Origin of the sequence: Mesorhizobium sp. M7A.F.Ca.MR.362.00.0.0 (assembly GCF_004023175.1) — a bacterium.
Taxonomy (GTDB): domain Bacteria; phylum Pseudomonadota; class Alphaproteobacteria; order Rhizobiales; family Rhizobiaceae; genus Mesorhizobium.
Genome location: NZ_RZTF01000064.1, coordinates 3,680 through 21,952 on the forward strand (window position 1 = coordinate 3,680; position 18,273 = coordinate 21,952).

The 18,273-nt window shown below is 60.0% G+C and carries 16 protein-coding genes; 13 read left to right on the forward strand and 3 right to left on the reverse strand.

The annotated features are described in order from the left end of the window. The first annotated feature begins 164 nt into the window (after nucleotides 1-164). The 13 genes from EOC06_RS11435 to EOC06_RS11495 all read left to right on the forward strand — a co-directional run bounded on the left by EOC06_RS11435 (nucleotide 165) and on the right by EOC06_RS11495 (nucleotide 15,537). A complete protein-coding gene (locus tag EOC06_RS11435; protein WP_024504911.1) occupies nucleotides 165-1,091 on the forward strand; it encodes an ABC transporter permease in 927 nt (308 codons plus the stop codon). Then, complete coding sequence (locus EOC06_RS11440; RefSeq protein WP_024504912.1) at nucleotides 1,088-2,656, forward strand: sugar ABC transporter ATP-binding protein; 1,569 nt, start codon at nucleotides 1,088-1,090, stop codon at nucleotides 2,654-2,656. Before EOC06_RS11435 ends, EOC06_RS11440 begins: the two co-directional genes overlap by 4 nt. After that, a complete protein-coding gene (locus EOC06_RS11445; RefSeq protein WP_128307777.1) occupies nucleotides 2,653-3,618 on the forward strand; it encodes an ABC transporter permease in 966 nt (321 codons plus the stop codon). The genes EOC06_RS11440 and EOC06_RS11445 overlap by 4 nt, the downstream gene beginning before the upstream one ends. A 149-nt stretch (nucleotides 3,619-3,767) precedes the next feature. Beyond that, nucleotides 3,768-4,772: a substrate-binding domain-containing protein gene (locus tag EOC06_RS11450; protein WP_024504914.1), complete on the forward strand. Its 1,005-nt coding sequence runs from the start codon at nucleotides 3,768-3,770 to the stop codon at nucleotides 4,770-4,772. Between the two features lie 99 nt (nucleotides 4,773-4,871). Further along, on the forward strand, nucleotides 4,872-5,909 hold the full coding sequence (locus EOC06_RS11455) for an ABC transporter permease (RefSeq protein ID WP_245469493.1): 1,038 nt from the start codon (nucleotides 4,872-4,874) through the stop codon (nucleotides 5,907-5,909). A 20-nt stretch (nucleotides 5,910-5,929) separates the two neighbouring features. Beyond that, complete coding sequence (locus EOC06_RS11460; RefSeq protein WP_024504916.1) at nucleotides 5,930-6,757, forward strand: ATP-binding cassette domain-containing protein; 828 nt, start codon at nucleotides 5,930-5,932, stop codon at nucleotides 6,755-6,757. A 14-nt stretch (nucleotides 6,758-6,771) separates the two neighbouring features. Next, on the forward strand, nucleotides 6,772-7,944 hold the full coding sequence (locus EOC06_RS11465; RefSeq protein WP_081714397.1) for a serine hydrolase: 1,173 nt from the start codon (nucleotides 6,772-6,774) through the stop codon (nucleotides 7,942-7,944). Nucleotides 7,945-8,185: 241 nt separating this feature from the next. After that, nucleotides 8,186-9,067, forward strand: a complete 882-nt coding sequence (locus tag EOC06_RS11470) for an MBL fold metallo-hydrolase (RefSeq protein WP_024504918.1) — start codon at nucleotides 8,186-8,188, stop codon at nucleotides 9,065-9,067. Nucleotides 9,068-9,132: 65 nt separating this feature from the next. Next, nucleotides 9,133-10,155, forward strand: coding sequence for a rhamnose ABC transporter substrate-binding protein (gene rhaS, locus EOC06_RS11475; RefSeq protein ID WP_128307779.1), 1,023 nt, complete (start codon nucleotides 9,133-9,135; stop codon nucleotides 10,153-10,155). A gap of 688 nt (nucleotides 10,156-10,843) precedes the next feature. Beyond that, nucleotides 10,844-12,061: an ABC transporter substrate-binding protein gene (locus tag EOC06_RS11480; protein ID WP_081714392.1), complete on the forward strand. Its 1,218-nt coding sequence runs from the start codon at nucleotides 10,844-10,846 to the stop codon at nucleotides 12,059-12,061. A 77-nt stretch (nucleotides 12,062-12,138) separates the two neighbouring features. Further along, nucleotides 12,139-14,055 carry an ABC transporter permease gene (locus tag EOC06_RS11485; protein WP_128307780.1) on the forward strand — a complete coding sequence of 639 codons (1,917 nt, stop codon included), beginning with the start codon at nucleotides 12,139-12,141 and terminating at the stop codon, nucleotides 14,053-14,055. After that, the gene (locus EOC06_RS11490; RefSeq protein WP_050580513.1) at nucleotides 14,048-14,842 is read left to right on the forward strand and encodes an ABC transporter ATP-binding protein; all 795 of its coding nucleotides are present in this window, start codon (nucleotides 14,048-14,050) and stop codon (nucleotides 14,840-14,842) included. Before EOC06_RS11485 ends, EOC06_RS11490 begins: the two co-directional genes overlap by 8 nt. A gap of 2 nt (nucleotides 14,843-14,844) precedes the next feature. Next, nucleotides 14,845-15,537, forward strand: coding sequence for an ABC transporter ATP-binding protein (locus EOC06_RS11495; RefSeq protein ID WP_128307782.1), 693 nt, complete (start codon nucleotides 14,845-14,847; stop codon nucleotides 15,535-15,537). Between the two features lie 866 nt (nucleotides 15,538-16,403). On the opposite strand, the gene EOC06_RS11500 is transcribed toward EOC06_RS11495, so the two are convergent. The 3 genes from EOC06_RS11500 to EOC06_RS11510 form a co-directional block, all read right to left on the reverse strand. Continuing rightward, entirely contained in the window at nucleotides 16,404-16,724 is a 321-nt protein-coding gene (locus tag EOC06_RS11500) for an antibiotic biosynthesis monooxygenase (protein WP_032899530.1), read from the reverse strand. Continuing rightward, nucleotides 16,724-17,257 carry a DUF302 domain-containing protein gene (locus tag EOC06_RS11505; RefSeq protein ID WP_024504925.1) on the reverse strand — a complete coding sequence of 178 codons (534 nt, stop codon included), beginning with the start codon at nucleotides 17,255-17,257 and terminating at the stop codon, nucleotides 16,724-16,726. The genes EOC06_RS11500 and EOC06_RS11505 overlap by 1 nt, the downstream gene beginning before the upstream one ends. A gap of 49 nt (nucleotides 17,258-17,306) precedes the next feature. After that, nucleotides 17,307-18,273, reverse strand: a 967-nt coding sequence (locus EOC06_RS11510) for an amidase family protein (protein ID WP_128307781.1), incomplete at its 5' end; no start/stop codon positions are given.

Consider the following 18,273-nt stretch of genomic DNA (forward strand, 5'->3'; position numbering starts at 1 on the left):
TGAAATGCACCACGATGGGTGCTCGCGTTCAGCGCGGGCACCCATAAGGGAGTTGCGCACCGTGCGCGGCATTGCTTTTCAAAGGATCACACCCGTCGGGTATGAATGGTAGTCGCACTTTGACCGACTTGTCCCTCAAGACCATCCAACGAGTGGCCGGGCCTTTGGCCCCGTTTCTCCTCGCCTTCATCCTTTTCTTTGTCATAAACGTCTTCATTCCCGGCTATGCCAGCGTCATAAGCCTGCTGTCGCTTCTGCTGCTTTCCAGTCTGCTTGGCATCGCCTCGGTCGGCCAGACCCTGACGATCGTCATCGGCGGCTTCGACCTTTCGATCCCGGCTGTGATCGGCTTGTCTAACGTGCTGTTCGCGCTGCTTTACGGCGCCGGCTATTCCGCTTTTGCTGCGGCCGTGTTCATTCTAGCGCTGGCGACGCTGATCGGTCTGGCAAACGGCTTTGCATCCCGATACCTGCAGCTCAACCCGCTCGTGGTGACGCTGGCGAGTGGCTCGATCATCCTTGGCGCCATCTGGGCAGGGACGCATGGCGAGGTTTCGGGCTTTGTGCCTGATTGGCTCGTCAACATGGTTTCGGTTATCGGCAAGACCGGTCCCATCCCGCTGCCCGGCTCCGTGGTGATCTGGCTGCTCATCGCCGGCGGCATCCTATTCCTCGAGCGCAAGACCAAGCTCGGCCGCTGGATGTTCGCCGCAGGGGCAAATCCTCGCGCCGCCGAATTGGCCGGCGTGCCGATGCTGCTCGTCTGGATGAGTGTCTACGCGCTCAGTGCCTTCCTGGCAGCGACGACGGGCATTCTACTTGCAGGCTTCAGCGGAGCGGCCGATCCGACCGTCGGCGCAGCCTACCTCTTCACCACTGTCGCAGCAGTCGTCGTCGGCGGCACGCCGCTGACCGGCGGGCGCGGCGGCTATGGGCGCACAATTGCCGGCTGCCTTGTCGTAACAGAACTTAGCACCCTCCTTGTCGGTCTCGGGCTCGACCAGGCGGCACAGCAGATATTCCTCGGTTTCCTGATCGTCGGGCTCGTGGCGCTCTATGGCCGCGAACCGCATCTGAGTATGCGCATATGAACAGCGCGGTCCATCAGCGCGCGATAGAACCGCCCGCCGACCGCAAGGGCATGCCGCTGCTTCTGTCCGCGGATGGGCTTCGCCGGACATTTGGCGAAACGATCGCGCTTGATTCCTGCTCGCTGTCGATCCGCGAGGGCGAAATCCATGCCGTTGTCGGAGAGAATGGTTCGGGCAAGAGCACGCTGATCAAGATACTCAGCGGCATCGTCCGCGCAGAAGCGGGCACACTGGATTGGCTCGGCCGGCAAGCCAGTTTCGCGAATCCGCGTGCCGCGCAGGACGCCGGCATTGCTACGGTGTTCCAGGAGACGCTGGTCCTTCCAGACATGTCAATTCGTGACAATGTCATGTTGGGCCTGGACGGCATGATCCGTCGCAATATGACCCCCTTGCGCGAGCGCGAAGCCGTGCGGAAAGCACTGGCGGCTGTCGGTATCGGCAATCTTGATATCGAGCGGCTGGCCGGCACGGTATCGCTCGCCAACCGCCAGATGATCGGCGTCGCACGGTCTCTTATGCGGCCCTGGCGCCTGCTTATCCTCGATGAATCGACCTCCGCGATCGATATCGAAGACCGCGATCGTCTCTTCGAAGTGCTACGAAGTTTCCGTGGCGAAGGGCGATCGATCCTATTTGTCTCGCATCGCATGGACGAGATTCACGCTCTTGCCGATTGCACGACGGTACTTCGATCTGGCCGGAGCGTCGCATCGCTGGAGCGCGGCGCAGTATCGAGCGAAATCCTGCTCGACCTGATGTCGACGCGCGAAGGTGCGCGGGCGGCGGAAGGCGAAGGCTGCGGCGAGACTATTCCCGCCAATGCCGAGGTGATCGTCGGCGTGCGAGGCCTGTCGGTTCTCGAAGGCAAGCCGACACTGGATCTCGACCTTCGTCGCGGCGAGATCATTGGCGTGGGGGGGCTGGAGGGGCACGGCCAGGTCGCCCTGCTGGAGTGCATCGCTGGTCTGCGTCGCGCGCCCACGGGGACAGTGCACGTCGGGACCATGACCATACGGTCGCAACGCGACGCGGCGCGCGCGAAGATCGCGTTCCTGCCGCGCGACCGCAAATCCGAGGGTATCTTCGCCCCGCTGTCGGTGCTCGACAACGTGACCGTATCGGCGCTCGGCTCATTCGCCCGTTGGGGTGTGCTGGGCACAAGGAAGCGGATAGAGGTCGCCGGCGAGGTCACTCGGCGGACCAGGGTCAAGATGGCTGGGCTCGACACGCCGATATCGGCGCTGAGTGGCGGCAACCAGCAGAAGGCGCTACTCGGGCGTCTGATCGCCACCCAACCGCGTGTGTTGGTGTTGAACGATCCGATGCGTGGTGTGGATCTGGGTGCCAAGCGCGACCTCTACGAGGTGCTCAATAATCTCGCTTTGAGCGGCGTTTCCATCCTGATGCTGTCGACCGAACTGGTGGAACTGTGCCTGCTTTGCCACCGGGTGGTTGTGTTTCACGATCACGCCGTCAGCGCGATCGTCGAGCGCGGCGACCTTAGTGAACGCGCATTGATCGATGCGATGTTCTCGCAACGCCGACTGGAGACCTCGACATGAAGTGGCTCGGCGACCGCAGCTACGCATGGCCCGTGCTCATTGCGGTGGTCATTTTCACTGCTCTCAACGCCTTCGCTAGCCCCGCTTTTACCGATGTGACGAACTGGAACGGCATGCTCATCGGCGTGGCGCCGTTCATCATCACCGCCATGGCCCAGACCGCGCCCGTGCTTTCAGGAGAGGGCGGGATCGACCTTTCGGTCGGGCCGCTTGCGGGGCTCGTCAATGCCATGGTGACGTCGATCCTCGTGCCGAATGGGTGGGCCGATCCGGTGACAATCATCGGCGCTTCGCTGGGCGTCGGCATCTTGTCCGGCCTGTTGAACGGCTTCCTCATCGCAGTCGTGCGCGTCCAGCCGATAATCGCAACCTTGGGCACGTTCCTCGCCTTCCAGGGCATTACGCTAGAGATGCTGCCCATGGCCGGCGGTCTGGCGCCGCAATGGCTGCTCGGTCTTGCAGGCAGCTATGGCGGACTTTCGGGGATGCTCGTCCTGCTCATCGTGCTTGGCCTTGTCTGGCTGGCGTTCGAGCGGACAGGCTACCGCCGCAACCTGCTCGCCGTTGGAGGGGATGCGCGCGCTGCCTACGCATCGGGCGTCAATGTGGCGGGCGTGCGCATCATCGCCTACGTCATTGGCGGCGTGCTGGCGGCGATCGCTGGGCTGGTGTTTACCGCTGCCCTCGGTTCGGGTGATCCACGCGTCGGCGTTCCGTACACGTTGACCTCCATCGCTGCCGTCGCGCTGGGCGGCATCGCCTTGACCGGCGGGCGAGGGGGCATGCTGGGTGCAGCCGCGGCCGGCACGCTGCTCTTCCTGATCCAGACCCTGTTCACGCTGGCGCAGGTTTCGATCTTCTACATCCAGATCATGTACGGCCTGATCCTTCTGGTTGCGCTGACCTTGAACGCAGCCGGCGAGCGTGCGCGGCGCGTCCGTATGACAAAGCAGCTCGGCTGAGCCGCGTTGCCTCCGCGGCCAAGCAAGTCGTCGCGGCAAGCTTCGCGCATCGCGATGGTTGGATGCTCAACCACGACTTAGCGCCCAAAGCCGTTTGACCTAGACCAATTCATGTCGGTCTTATCGGCCGGTTCTTTTGGGAGGAGATCATGAACATGCTACCAGCTTCGCTGGCACGGCGCGGCGTGGCCGCAGTTGCGTTTTTGGGTGTCTGCGTCTTGGCTTCGCTAAGCGCGGCCGGTGCCGCCAGCGCCCAGGACAAGCCGCGCATCGTCATGCTGGGCGGCCCGCTATGGGATCCCTTTTTCGGCGCGATGAAGAAGGGCGGCGACGACGCTGCTCGTGACCTCAATGTCGACTACCAGTGGATCACCGGCACCGATCCCAACAATTTCGTCGCCGACTACGCCAAGCTGGTGAAGCAGGCCGCGAGCCAGAAGCCGGCCGCCATGGTCATAGGCAACTACTTCCCGGACACGCTCGACCCCATCATCAAGGAGATCACGGCCAGCGGCATCCCGGTCATCATTCAGCATGATGGTGGCGCTTCCTGGCGGGATATCGGCGCGATTTCATACGTAGGCTTCAGCGCCCGTGACCTCGGTCGCGCGGTTGGTGAGAGGGAGATCAAGGCCGGTGCAAAATTCGGCCTTTGCGTCAATCACGTTCCCGGCAACACCACGCTGGACCTGGATTGCCTCGGCTATAACGATGCCTTCAAGGCGGCCGGAGGCGACTCCAAGGTCCTGACCATCCAGTTCTCCGATGCCAGCAACCCCACTTTTGTCAGCAGCGCCATCCGTGGTGCGCTGCAAAGCGATCAGAGGATCGATGCGATCTGGACCATTGGCGCCGTGCAGGGCGTTGCTTCCGTGGAGGCCGTCAAGCAGAGCGGAAGAAAGATCGTCAATGCTTCGCTCGGCCTGTCGCTCGGCTCGCTCGAAGCCTTGAAGAACGGCGACCTGCTCTTCATCGCCGACCTGCAGCCATATCTCGACGGCTACTACGCCTTGCTCGCGGCATACCAGTATGTGCAATACAAGATGCTGCCAATGGGTCAGATATCAACCGGTCCGCTGATGATCACCAAGGACAATGTTGACGAGGTGCTGAAAGTCAACGGGACCTATCCCGGCGTCAGAGGGGCGTCCTGATTACGCGCCAGCTCCCTGCGATCGTGGCGCGCCCGAGATCCTGCCTTCACTGTCCCTCGGATCTTCTCAACCAATCCCAGCACTTGCCGGATGACGCTCATGACATTGGAAACCCAGGCGCTGCGTGACGCATCGGCCGCCACCTCCCGGCCAATGCGGAGCTGGTCTCCGTCCAGTCTAGTGCGCAGACCCGAGTTCGGTGCCTTCGTAGCCACCGTTTTCGTCTATGCTTTCTTCGCGGCGACGGCCTATCGGTACGGCTTCGTAACCTTCGACGGCACCGCCGGATGGCTCAACACCGCAGCCGAGCTCGGCATCATCGCCATACCGGTCGGCATTCTCATGGTTGCGGGCGAGTTCGACCTGTCGGTCGGCGCGGTGGTAGGCGCGGCGTCGATCACGGTTGCGATCGGCACGACATTGTTTGGCTTTTCCGTGTGGCTCATGATCTCAGCCGCCCTTGCACTTGGCCTGGCTGTCGGCGTCCTGAACGGTCTCCTTGTCGTGCGCACCGGGTTGCCGTCCTTCATCGTGACGCTTGCCAGCAGTTTCAGCATAGGCGGCCTGTCACTTGGCCTGGCGCGGCTGCTCAGCAACACCACCTCGGTCTCGGTGAAGTCGACACCGCTTTCAGATGCTGTCTTCGCATCGAACTGGGGCCAGGCAAACATCTCGATCCTGTGGTGGTTCGCCATCACGATCTTTGGCGGTTGGGTACTGGCGAGGACCGCGTTCGGCAACTGGATATTCGCGACCGGTGGAAACGCTGTCGCGGCGCGCGGCGCCGGAGTACCGACAGGTTTTGTCAAGATCGTGCTGTTCATGATGACCGGTCTTGGCGCGAGCCTTGTCGGTGTCATCCAGGCGATCGGATATCATTCCGGCAACGCGACTGCCGGCCTCGGCTATGTCTTTCAGGCACCGATCGTCGCCGTAATCGGCGGCGTCCTGCTCGGCGGCGGCTACGGCTCCGCGTTCGGGGTGTTTCTCGGCACCGTCATTTTCGGCGTCATCAATATCGGCATCTTCTACACCGGATGGAGCACCGACTGGGTCCAGCTCTTTCTCGGCGTTCTGCTGATGGCGGCCGTGATCACCAATCACTACTTCCGGCGCCTCGCCATGAGCGCTGGCTAGCCGACAGCGCGAGGTTCTGCATGGCTTCTGAAAACCGCCCCCTCATCGAACTGCAAGGCGTCTCCAAGCGCTTTGCCGGCGTCCAGGCGCTTACTGACGTGTCTCTTAGCGTTCCAGCCGGGCAGGTGGTCTGCCTTCTAGGTGACAACGGTGCCGGCAAGTCGACATTAATTAAGATCCTGTCGGGCTTTCACGGTCCTAGTGAAGGCAAGATCCTACTTGATGGCGTGGAAACGCAATTCACCGATCCGCGCGATGCCCGAGCGCGCGGTATCGCCACAGTGCATCAGGATATCGGCACCATTCCGCTGATGAGCGTGGGCAGGAACTTTTTTCTTGGCGCCGAGCCCAAGAAAGGTGTCTGGCCGTTCCAGCGGCTAGACATCGAGAAGGCGAACCGCGTCTCCGTGGAGCAGATAAGGCGCTTCGGGATCACGCGTGTGCGCGACGGCAACCAATTGGTGGGATCGCTATCGGGGGGTGAGCGACAGGTGCTTGCAATCGGGCGAGCTATGTATTTTGGCGCCCGCGTCCTGATTCTGGACGAGCCGACATCGGCACTTGGTGTCAAGGAGGCCGCTACCGTGCTGCGCTTCATACAGGCGGCGCGTGCCGAGGGTGTCGGCATTGTCTTCATAACGCACAATGCACATCATGCCACGCTCGTGGGCGACCTGTTCACCGTCCTGATCCAGGGTCGTGTTGCGGCCAGTTTCAAGCGCGGTGAAAAGAGCAGCACGGAACTGCTGTCGCTGATGGCAGGAGGCGAGCAGATGGAGGACATAGCGGGCGAGCTCGCCGTTCTGGCGCCGACAGTTACGACAACGCCCCTGGGAGAGACGCAATAGTGACCACACGCGATGTGCATTCGATCGACGCCTTGCTTCGCAGGGCGGCGCAGCGCGGTGACGTGCCCGGCGTCGTTGCCATCGCGGTCGACAAAACGACCCGGCTGTATGAGGGCGCCTTCGGCCTGCGTAACCTTACCAGGCGCGCACCGATGACGCTAGACACAGTCTTCTGGTACGCATCGATGACCAAGGCCCTGGTGGCGACGGCGGCGATGCAATTGGTGGAGCAGGGGCGGGTCGCTCTGGACGAGCCGATCGGAAGCGTCCTGCCGTCGCTTGCCTCACCAGAGGTTCTCGATGGTTTCGACGCGAACGGCACGCCAATGGTGCGGCCGGCCAAGCGGCCGATCACACTCCGGCATCTGCTGACGCACACATCCGGCTATGGCTACGACATTTGGAATAAGGCGGTCGAGCGCTATATGCGCGAGAACCACATACCGCTGCTAGTCGACTGCAAGTTGAGTTCGCTCGCTCAGCCTCTGGTGGCCGATCCGGGCGAGAAATGGGAATATGGCATCAGCATCGACTGGGCCGGGCAGGTCGTCGAAGCTGTCAGCGGCCTATCGCTCGAGGACTATCTGCGCGAGCACCTGTTCGCGCCCCTTGGGATGCACGACACGGCGTTTCTGATAAAACCGGCGTGGCGCGAGCGCCTGGCGGACGTGCATCGCCGCCAAGCAGACGGCTCGCTTGTTCCGATCGAGCATGAGATCTCCCAGCAGCCCGAATTCTTCATGGGCGGCGGCGGCATCTACGGAACCGCTGGCGACTACGCGTCCTATATCCAGATGCTCTTGAATGACGGGCGAGCCAAGGATGGCACTGTCGTGCTCAAGCCGGATACCGTCGAACTCATGGGCCAGAATAGCATCGGCGACATCAAGGCAGGCGTGCTCACCTCGGTGTTGAAGGATCTCGCCAACGATACTGATTTTTTCCCTGGCATGCCGCAGAAATGGGGATTGAGTTTTCTGCTCAATACGAGTGATTCGCCCAATGGGCGTAGCGCCGGCAGCATGACCTGGGCTGGCCTTGCCAATACCTATTTCTGGGTGGATCGCTACAGAAGCATAGGCGGCGTGATCATGACGCAGATACTGCCTTTCGGGGATCCGATCACTCTGAAACTCTATGAAGGCTTCGAGCGCGGTCTCTACTTAGGACCGAGCAAACCTTCGTAGCGACGATCGCCCCCATCTCTCATCGCCGAACGCGATGGTTGCTTGGCAATTTACGATTTCCGTTCCTTCGGACCATGTCCTAAGAGACCTAATGGCGGTCGTCCGGTTCGCCATCTCGGCCGTTTTGGAGGATGGCGGTCGTGCTCCCAGGCTTCGCCGAGCGCTTGCGTTGACGGCCCGCTGAAGATTGGGCGCTTCTCCGCTCCGCTTGCACCCTCCCGAAGAACCTTGGGAATGTGACGTGACAGCAGCCAAACCACACTGCCAGCCGTCGGGTGCCTATCACATCGCCATCGGCGACATGACGGTGACTGCGGTCAATGACGGTACCTTTCAGGCCACTTTCGATATGATCGCGGGTATCGATCAGGAGGATTGCATCCGCATCGAAACAGCGGCGTTCCGTCCGGTTCCGCCCAAAATGACGATGAATGCCTTTCTGCTCCGGACCGGCGATCATGTGGCGCTTGTCGACACGGGCTGTGGAACGCGTTCGGGACCGACGTTGGGCATGGTCTGCCGGAACTTGGCGGCAATCGGCATTGTTCCCGCTGACATCGACACCATCCTGATCACGCACATGCATCCCGACCACATCAATGGGTTAATCGATGAAGCCGGTGAGGCTGTGTTTGCGAACGCAGAACTTGTCGTCAACGAGGCCGAGCTCCAGTTCTTTCGAGATCCCATGTCGCCCTCACGCTCACCCGATGGCGAACCGCAGGAATTTTTTGAAGGGTTCCGGCGGGCTACCCGGCCGTATGGAGAGCGCATCCGGACGGTTCGTGACGGACCCGTCATGCCAGGGGTCATTGCTGTCACACAGGCCGGCCATACGCCCGGCCACACCGGCTGGCTCATTGAATCCGGCGGTGACTCTGTAATGATCTGGGGCGACATTGTTCATATGCCGCATCTACAATTTACGGCGCCCCAGGCAGCAACGATTCTTGACATAGACCGCGATCTGGCTGTGGCTACCAGGCGGCGTGCCTTGGATATGGCGGCTGCAGACAGGCTTCGCGTAGCCGGCATTCACCTGGACTTTCCTGCCTTCGGTCATGTCGAGCGACGAGGCGGTGGCTATGCCTTCGTTCCGGAGGTCTGGCGCGCGGTTGTCTGACGATTTGGCGTCCCTCTGTTGGAGCGCCCCAATATCGATCTCTTGAAACTAGATGGGAGGAAGCAATGAATCCGGATCGCCGTCGGCTTTTGAAACTCGTGTCCGGTGCTGCGCTCGCTGGCGTTACGTCAACGGCACCTTTGCGGCCCGCCTTCGCGCAGCAGAAGCTGCGCATCGGATTGGTTGTCAAGGTCATGGGCATCAGCTATTTCGACGTGACCTGCGATGGTGGTCAGCAAGCGGCCGATAAACTAGGCAATGTCGAACTCGTTTACACGGGTCCGACCGCAGCGACCGTCGAACAGCAGATTGCGGTCATCGACGCGCTCGTCGCCCAGAAAATCGACGCTCTTGTCATCTCGGCCAACGACGCCACAGCCCTCATCCCTACAGGCAAGAAGGCGATGCAGCGTGGCATAAAGGTCATCTCCTTCGATTCTGCGATCGCGCCGGAAGGCCGCATAATGCATGTGAACGCCCCGCACGATGACTTAATCGGCGCCAATGACGTGCGCATGATCAGCAAGACGCTCGGTGGCGAAGGCGAGGTCGCAATTCTGTCGGCAACCTCGCAGGCAACCAACCAGAACCTCTGGATCGAGAAGATGAAGGAGGAGTGGCAGAAGGAGAAATATGCCAAGCTAAAGCTGGTCGGCGTGGTCTATGGCGACGACGCGGCGGACAAGAGCTATCGCGAGGCGCAGGGACTCATAAAAGCGTACCCAAATTTGAGGGCCATTATCTCGCCGACCGCCGTCGGCATTGTCTCCGCCTGCCGGGCGGTTACCGATGCAGGTCAGTTGGGCAAGATATTTGTTACGGGCCACGGCCTGCCTTCGGAGATGAAGCCAAACGTGCTTTCCGGTGTGACCGATACGTTCCAGCTTTGGAGTCCTGCTGATCTCGGCTACGCGGCCGTCATGTATGCCGGCATGCTCGCGCGTGGGCAAACCGACGGTGCAGCCAACAGCACCACCAAGATCGGTCGTCTCGGCGACATGACCGTGGAGGCGGACGGCAGCGCTTATCTCAAGGACCTGTTGGTATTCGATAAGTCGAACATCGAAGAGTGGGCGACGAAATTTTAAGCGTCAGGAGTTTCGGACGCCTGGTTGTGCGTGATCTCGAAGCGAACCAAAGTTTCGTCAACGGGCAAACTCTCGCGCTTTACGGGAGGTCGTGATTGCGGGCTTTTAATCAGCCGATCTGAACGAAGTTTGCCCCGGGGACACTTGCCGCAGGGGAAGTTTCGGCGCTCTGGGCCGGCATGCCGATCCGATCGTGCCGTTCGCATTCCTACCGGGCGGCACTGGGCTGAAGCTTCTGCGCTACGGGCGTGTCCGTGACGACCTTATCCTCGACGCAGAGCGCTTCTGTCTGGACACAGAAATTCGCCTTGTCAGTAGGGTGCAAGGGAATTGCTCCGTGGAGAGGGCGAACAGTTCGCAAATGATTCCGCGATACGCGGCGAACCCTAGTACCCTGCTGCAGCCAGCCCGTCAGCGTGCATCTCCAAACGCGATGACATGTTTTCCATATGAGACTCCCTCACGCCGGCAGTTGCGGTAAAAACCCTGGAAAAGAACCCGAGCCACAGAATTGGGCTGAGCCCACGGTGTAGGCGGATATTTGTCGTGGGGGAGGAGCGTTGCCGCAACCCTACCATTTGCGCCATCGCCAGACAGTCTGGTTGGCGGCGATTATGCGCCCGAACCCTTGGTTCACGACAATCCAAACCGCCTTAAACGACAAATATTAATGAGGAGGAATTAATAAATGCCAATGAAGACACTTGCTGCTGTCGGCCTGACAATAGCTATCGCTCTGACCGGTACTGTCCCGACATCAGCCCAGATGAAGAGCAGCACGTTCAACATTCTGATGCTGACTGATCTTTCCTCGGTCTATTCAGAAACCTCAGGTCCAGGTGATGTGGAATTCGCAAAGATGGCGGTCGAAGATTTCGGTGGCAAGGTCAACGGGGTTCCGATAAAAGTCATCGTCGTCGACAACAAGCTTGATCCGGCGCTGTCCGTCAACAAGGCACGCGAGATCATCGATTCCCAGGGCGTGAATCTGATAACGGACGTGTCGAGCTCGGCGGCCGCGATCGCTGTTGCCAAGCTTGCCAACGAACGACACATTCTGACGACTTTCGTCAGCCCAGGAACCATGGCACTTTCCAACGAGGCCTGCGGTAAATACACTTGGCACTACGGTTACGATACTTCAGCCATGTCGGTCCCAGTCAAACAAATGACCAAGGAGGGCACTAAGAAGTGGTACTTTATCGCGGCTGACTTTGCCTTCGGTAAATCTCTGCTCGATTCTTTCTCAAAGGCTGTCAAGCAGAATGGCGGCGAAATCGTCGGGGTGGACATGGTGCCGTTCCCCAATGATGATTTCTCAAACTATCTCCTGAAAGCGCAGGCGGCGGGCGCGCAGGCCATCGGCATTCTTGAATCAGGTCAGGACCTGCGCAACGCGGTCAAGCAGGCACGAGAGTTCGGATTGATGGACGCCGGTATAAAGATTGTTCCCGGCCAGTTGAATCTGTCGGACGTCAAAGCTCTTGGCCCAGACACTTGGGCTGGCGTTAACGCCGCGCTGATCTGGTATTGGGATCTGGACGACGAGACCCGGAAATTCGCCAAACGCTTCCATGAGAAACTGAATTTCTATCCCGGCGACATACACGCCGGGAACTATTCCGCCGTCTATCAGGTGCTGAAAGCGGTCCAGGAACTCGGCACCGACGATCCCGACAAGGTGACGAAAGTCCTTGAAGGCCGACGTTTCAGCGACATGTTCGCGAAGGACGCGCTCATGCGCAAGAGCGACCATCTTGTGGTCAAGCGCACCTTCGTCGGTCAGGTCAAGCCCGCGTCGGGCGTGAAGAACGATAGTGACTTTTTTGATATCACCGGCTCGGTTCCAGGTGACGAGGCGTATTATCCGGAGACGGACAGCACCTGCAAGCACGACTGGGAGTAGGACGACATAGTTCCCGGCATCGGTTTATCGACGTCGCCGGGACGCATCTGGCCTGCAGGGATCCGGAGTTCTACCTAATGTCATATTATGCGATATTGCTCTTCAATGGGCTGGTGACCGGCGGGGTCCTGGCGCTGATGAGCCTCGGAATGAGCATCATTTTCGGCATGATGCGCGTGGTCAATTTTATGCATGGCTCCATGTTCATGCTTGGCGCCGTCACCGCGTTGGTTCTGGGGTCTCAATTCGGCCTCTCGTTGTGGGTCGGCTTCCTCGTTTCAGCCGTCTTTGTTGGCACGACTGGCATCGTGCTGGAACGGCTGCTTATACGGCGCCTCTACGGCCTCGACCTTGCGTATGTTCTGATCCTAACGTTCGGCCTCTCGCTGATCATGCAAGACGTCGTCCGGATATTCTACGGTGTGACGTCCGCGCCCTATCTTGTGCCCGACCTTCTCAAAGGTGCCGTCAACCTTGGGTTCGTCTCCTATCCGAAATATCGTCTCTTTGTCGTCATAGTATCGATCGGCTTGTGTTTCGGTACATGGTTCGCGCTGGAGCGTACCCGTTTGGGCGCCCTTATCCGGGCGGCCTCGGAGCGGCCCGATCTCCTCAAATGCTTCGGTGGGAACGTACCCCTCCTCATTTCCGGGACATTCTTCTTTGCCTCGGCTCTGGCCGGGCTGGCTGGGGCGCTCTCCGCGCCGTTGCGCAACGTGTCACCCTTCATGGGCGAAGAGATGATCAATTTCGTCTTTGCTGTGGTCGTTGCCGGCGGGATGGGGTCGATTGCCGGCTCGGTGGTCATGGGCTTTGCATCCGGTCTCGTCTCGGCCATCGCAGCGATCTTCTATGCCCCGGCGTCCACCGCAGTCATTTACATCCTTATGCTTGTTGTGCTGCTGGTGCGGCCCGGCGGTATCTTCCAGGGCATCGACATCTCTCATTTCGCGCTTCACTACACACCGATGACGGAGCGCGCGCGACAGGTATTCCTGAGCAGGCCTGCCGCCTTGGTCGCGCTTGCTGCCGCCCTTCTGCTTCCTTGGGTGATCTATCCGGTCCTGGCGACCGATATCATCCTATGGGGATTGTTCGCCCTCGGTTTCGATCTTCTGTTCGCATTCGGTGGCCTGCTATCTTTCGGACAGGCGGCCTATTGGGGCACTTCCGCTTATGTCACCGGCATTCTGATGGTTAAGCTCGGGGTCCCGATGCTACTTTCCGTGCTCACGGGTGTCGCCGCCAGTACGGCTGTCAGCCTCCTCTTCGGCTTGGTCGTCGCGCGAAAGAAGGGGATCTATTTCTCGATGATCACTTTCGCGTTCGCATCGATCGTATATTTCATCATCAACCAGTTTCCCGACTTTACGGGGGGCGAGGATGGCCTGCATGGGCTGGTTCGGCCGACACTCCTGGGGCTGGATCTGGGCGATGATAGGGTCTTCTACTATGTATCTCTGGGCGCTGTGGCACTGGTGGTCTACGCCATCCTACGGCTTCTCAAATCGCCTTATGGGCTCGCGCTTCTCGGCGCTCGCGAGAACGAGCAGCGCTTAATGAGCATTGGGTACAATGTATACAGCCTGCGAGTGAAGGCTTACGTGTTTTCGGCTTTGGTATGTTCGATCGGAGGCGCTTTTTATGCGCTGAACCATCAGTTCGTTACGCTCGAGATGGTCAGCTGGCGGGCGTCCGGAGAGCCGGTCATGATGACGCTTCTGGGCGGAGCAGGCACCATTTTCGGGCCATTCGTTGGCAGCGGCGTCGTCCTGATGATGCGCAGCACGCTTTCGTCGATAACGGACAGCGGCAGCCTGTTCCTTGGCATTTTTTTCGTCACCATTGTGCTTCTGTTCCGCCGCGGCATACTCGGCGAAATCGTGCATTATTCCGTTGACCGCGTTCCACCCGCCGAAATGTCTGGCTCGGACAGGCGATATGCATCGAAGCCCGATCGGGTTGTCGCTACGGGAGATGCAGCCGATGCCTGATTGTGGCCAGAACATTGGCGAGAGCGCTGGCGGAACCGTGATGCCGCTACTGGAACTGCAGTCCGTCACGATGAGTTTCGGCGGCTTCAAGGCGATCAATGACTTAAGCCTGAAATTCGAGAGAAAGCCGGTTTACGGCATCATCGGCCCTAATGGGGCCGGCAAGACGACTTTGTTCAACGTCTTGAGCGGGTTTTATCGGCCGAAGCGTGGTCGGCTGCTGTTCAACGGCCAGGACATGACTCGTTTACGAGCCGAGCAGTTTGCTCGCCAAGGTATCGTGCGCAGCTTTCAGATCACGAGCATCTTCCCCAATCTCTCGGTCATGGACAATGTCGTGCTGTCGGTGCAGCGCCGAGCAGACGGGGGTACGAAGGCCTTCGCAAAGATCGACTGGCATGAGGATCACCGGCCGGAAGCGTCGGCACTGCTGGATCAGGTCGGAATTCCGTCCTCTTTGCGCGGTCGACCCGCAGGGGACCTGCCATATGGCCGCAAACGCGCCTTGGAGCTCGCGATTTCCCTGGGAGCACACCCAACGATTCTCCTTCTCGACGAACCAACCGCTGGGATGACGACGGCAGATGTATCGCGTACGACGGACCTTATTGCGCAACTGTCCGTCGACCGCATGATCATCGTCGTGGAGCACAACCTCGGTGTCATCGCAAATGTCGCCGATGAGATCATTGTATTGCAGCAGGGGGCGCTTCTAACGCGCGGTCGCTACGCCGACGTCCGACAGGATCCCCGGGTGATAGAAGCCTATTTGGGAAAGCGCCATTGAGCATGCTGGAGATAACGGATCTCGACGCCTATTATGGCGAAAGCCATATTTTGCAGGGCGTCAACTTGTCTGTCCAGACTGGCGAAGTGGTAACGTTGGTGGGGCGAAACGGTGCCGGCAAGACCACGCTGCTGAAGTCGATCATCGGCGATATTCCCCGACGAACCGGGAGCATCCGCTTCATCGGAACCGAAATCATCGATCTCTCGCCTGAGCGGATTTGCAAGATGCGGGTCGGTTTTGTGCCGGAAGACCGCGGAATTTTCTCGACGCTGAACGTATACGAGAATCTGACGATCGGCCGTGCGAACGGAGACACCGCCTGGCCGCTCGACCGGATCTATGAGTATTTCCCGATCCTCAAAACCCGGCGCTCGCAAAAGGCCGCGTCGTTGTCGGGTGGGGAAAAGCAGATGCTAGCGATAGCGCGGCCCCTTTACATGGGCGCTTCGTTTCTGATGCTCGACGAGCCGACAGAGGGGCTGGCACCTGTCGTGGTCGATGCGATCGGTGCACTGATCAAAGATATCAAGTCCACGGGACTGACCATTCTCTTAGTCGAGCAGAATCTTCAATTCGCCGCCGAGGTCGCCGACCGGTACTACGTAATCGAAAATGGAAAAATCGTCAGAGAAATGACGAACCATCAGATGGCCGAAGATCAACAAAGTCTTCTCGATCACCTCGGAGTGTGAGGCACGACCAGGATGTTGTCGAGCTCCGGATGGCAATGGCGAATCAAACCTTATGACAACGCCCATCCTCGAGCTTCGCTGCCCGACCGCGAAAACGCCGGGCACGCTCATGCGCGCTGTCGCCGATCCTGGCCTGCGCTGTCCCAGGACATCTCGATCGCAACGACACAGCCGAGTTACGCGCGAGGGCCAAGCCAATTTAGCGTTATGGTCAAAATGCAGTGATTGATCTTCTCTGTGGATTGCACTGAGGCACCCCTCCCAAAAAACTAGTTGTCTTCTTGGTCTTAGGTTCGCCGGACCATACGAGAGAATATGAAGGAAACCGGTTGGCTAACCATCCTCTACGTATTGATTGTATATGCAAAGTTGACCCGCAGAGGCTAAAACAGTCGTTATTCGTCAGTGGTTTACGAAGCGGTTCGTCCATTTTGATTCAGGAAGCTGATCCAGCTATTTTGCTGCCCGAATTTAACTCATACCGAATGGCAGCTTTGCGCCCAATATCGGCCGTTCGGCCTCACCGGCATCGATCCCCCCAAAAGCGGCCGTTCGTTCCTCCGGGCAAGCGGTCGCTTAGGAATGCCTGGCTTCGGATAATCCAGTCAGTCCGCTTTGTGGGAACGGTGGGTCATAAGCAGCCGCATAGATTGGCTGAGAACGCCGTTGGCGGATGAGCATGGGAACGCGTTCCATTACCGGCGACGGCTTTCCGCCAGATGTCGGCTACACCGACGTTCGCCCCCGCAATGACGCGTCACCTATGAACTCGGTCGGAGACAGTCGTTGTAGGGCGAGAACGTAGCGTTCCGACGCCTCCGGAGGAGTTTTCAATTGAGATTAAACGAACAAGCCCGGCCGTGAAGTCAGACGTCCGGCGGCCGAAACTCACGTACGACCTCGAACACGCCGGGCTCGAAAATCACAGTTACCATGATCTCTCGAAGCGCGCTCATCGAGCTGCTGCCTGCGCGCATCGCCTGATATTCCGCGAGGCTTCGCCAGCGCGCATACATCACAACCCGCTCGCCATCCAGGCTCAGATGCAGTGTCGCGCCTTCGAAGCCAAGGGCCGTCGCGACCGACTCTTCTGTGACTTTGGTTAGCAGAGCTATCAATTCCGCCGGATCTTCTGCCTTCAACCGGAAGGTGTTGATCAGAATCACGCGGCGCTGTTGTTTCGGCATCACGAAGCCCTTCCTTCCACTTGCGGCTGTGCGTCTTCAGAACCTGAGGCCGCCGCAGCTTGCAGCACGGCTTGCAGTTCCTGGTCGAGACGCTGCGCGACGACGTCAACCAGCGGGTCGCCGAACTGGCGGAAAACGGCGGCGGGCCGGTCGTACTCGAACGCCGAGCCTTCTCCGTCCTCTCGCAACAGGACGCGGATGGGTGCGTAAATCCCGGCGGAAAGCTGGTGGCGGGTCATCTTCGAGGCCGTAAGCGGGTTGCCAATGTCATACTGGATGGAGCGCCGCTTCTGGCCTGCGATCGCCAACAGCGCGCCATGGTCCCGGAAGCCGAAAATCGACAGGTTCGCCGAAGCTTCGAGCTCGCGCAAAGCGCGCTCGGCCTCGCCGTATCGCAGTAGTGTGAATATCCCATCGTCGATCCGCGGGACGAGGCTCTCAAGCCTGGCCTTCGTCTCGGTGAAGGGATTGGCGGATCGGATGGTGATGTGCTCGTTTGTGAACGGGCGTGTCTCGACCGTGGGGGTGGCCATTGGCTGTCTCCAAATGATGAGGGGCGGGATTTCGAGAGCGATTAGAAGGTTATTGACTAGCCCTGAGGACCTTCTCCACCCGCGCCGCGAGACCAAGGAGCGCGCGATCCTCGCTTTCTGGCCCGTCGAGCTCGAGGCCGATCGGGAGGCCATGGCTGTCAAGGCCGATCGGCAGGCTGACCCCGGGTAGTCCAGCAGCGCTGGCGGGAATGGTGTTGTTGGCCAATGCCCGGAAATCAACCGCCTGGCCGCCCACGGTGAATTGCATCTGGCGCTCAACCCTCGGTGCCGTGCAGGGCGTCGTCGGGAAGATCAGCGCGTGGGCACCATGCCGCGTGAAAATCTCGCTCATGCGTTCCTTCACCGCCAGGCGGTCGGCAGTCAGGGCGTGATAAGCCTGCTCACTCAGGTAGCCCGGCGCGCCGGGTATGACGAAGTGGTCCCAGGCGTCCTTGACGCCTGCGCGCAGACCCACGTGCAGATCCTTGAAGGCGACGGGGATCGCGTGTCGCTCCAGGAAATCGCTCAGCGAGGCCTTGGTCTCGCGGAAGAAGAGGCTCCACGTGGTCCGAAGGGCCAGCGCCTGGAAGTCCCCACCGAGATCGATCTCGACGATTTCAACCCCCGCCTCGGCGAGGCGCAGGAGCGTGTTGCGGAACCGCGCCTCGACCTCGGGGTCCACTGGGTTCAGGTACTGGCGCGGCGCAAAGGCGAAACGGGTCCCCTTGAGATCGGCGCGAGAGTCCAGCTCCGCCGCCGGCGCACCGGTGACGACCTGATCGATCAGGACGCAATCCTCGACGCTTCGGGCGAAGACCCCCGTCGTATCGAGTGTGTGAGAGATCGGCGCGACCCCTGCGCGCGGCCAGCGGCGGGTTGTCGGCTTGAACCCCACGACGCCGCATAGGGAGGCGGGGACGCGGATTGACCCGATCGTGTCCCCGCCCAGCGTCGCCGGAGCGAGGCCGGCGGCGACCGCCGCCGCCGAACCGCTCGACCAACCGCCGGTTACATGG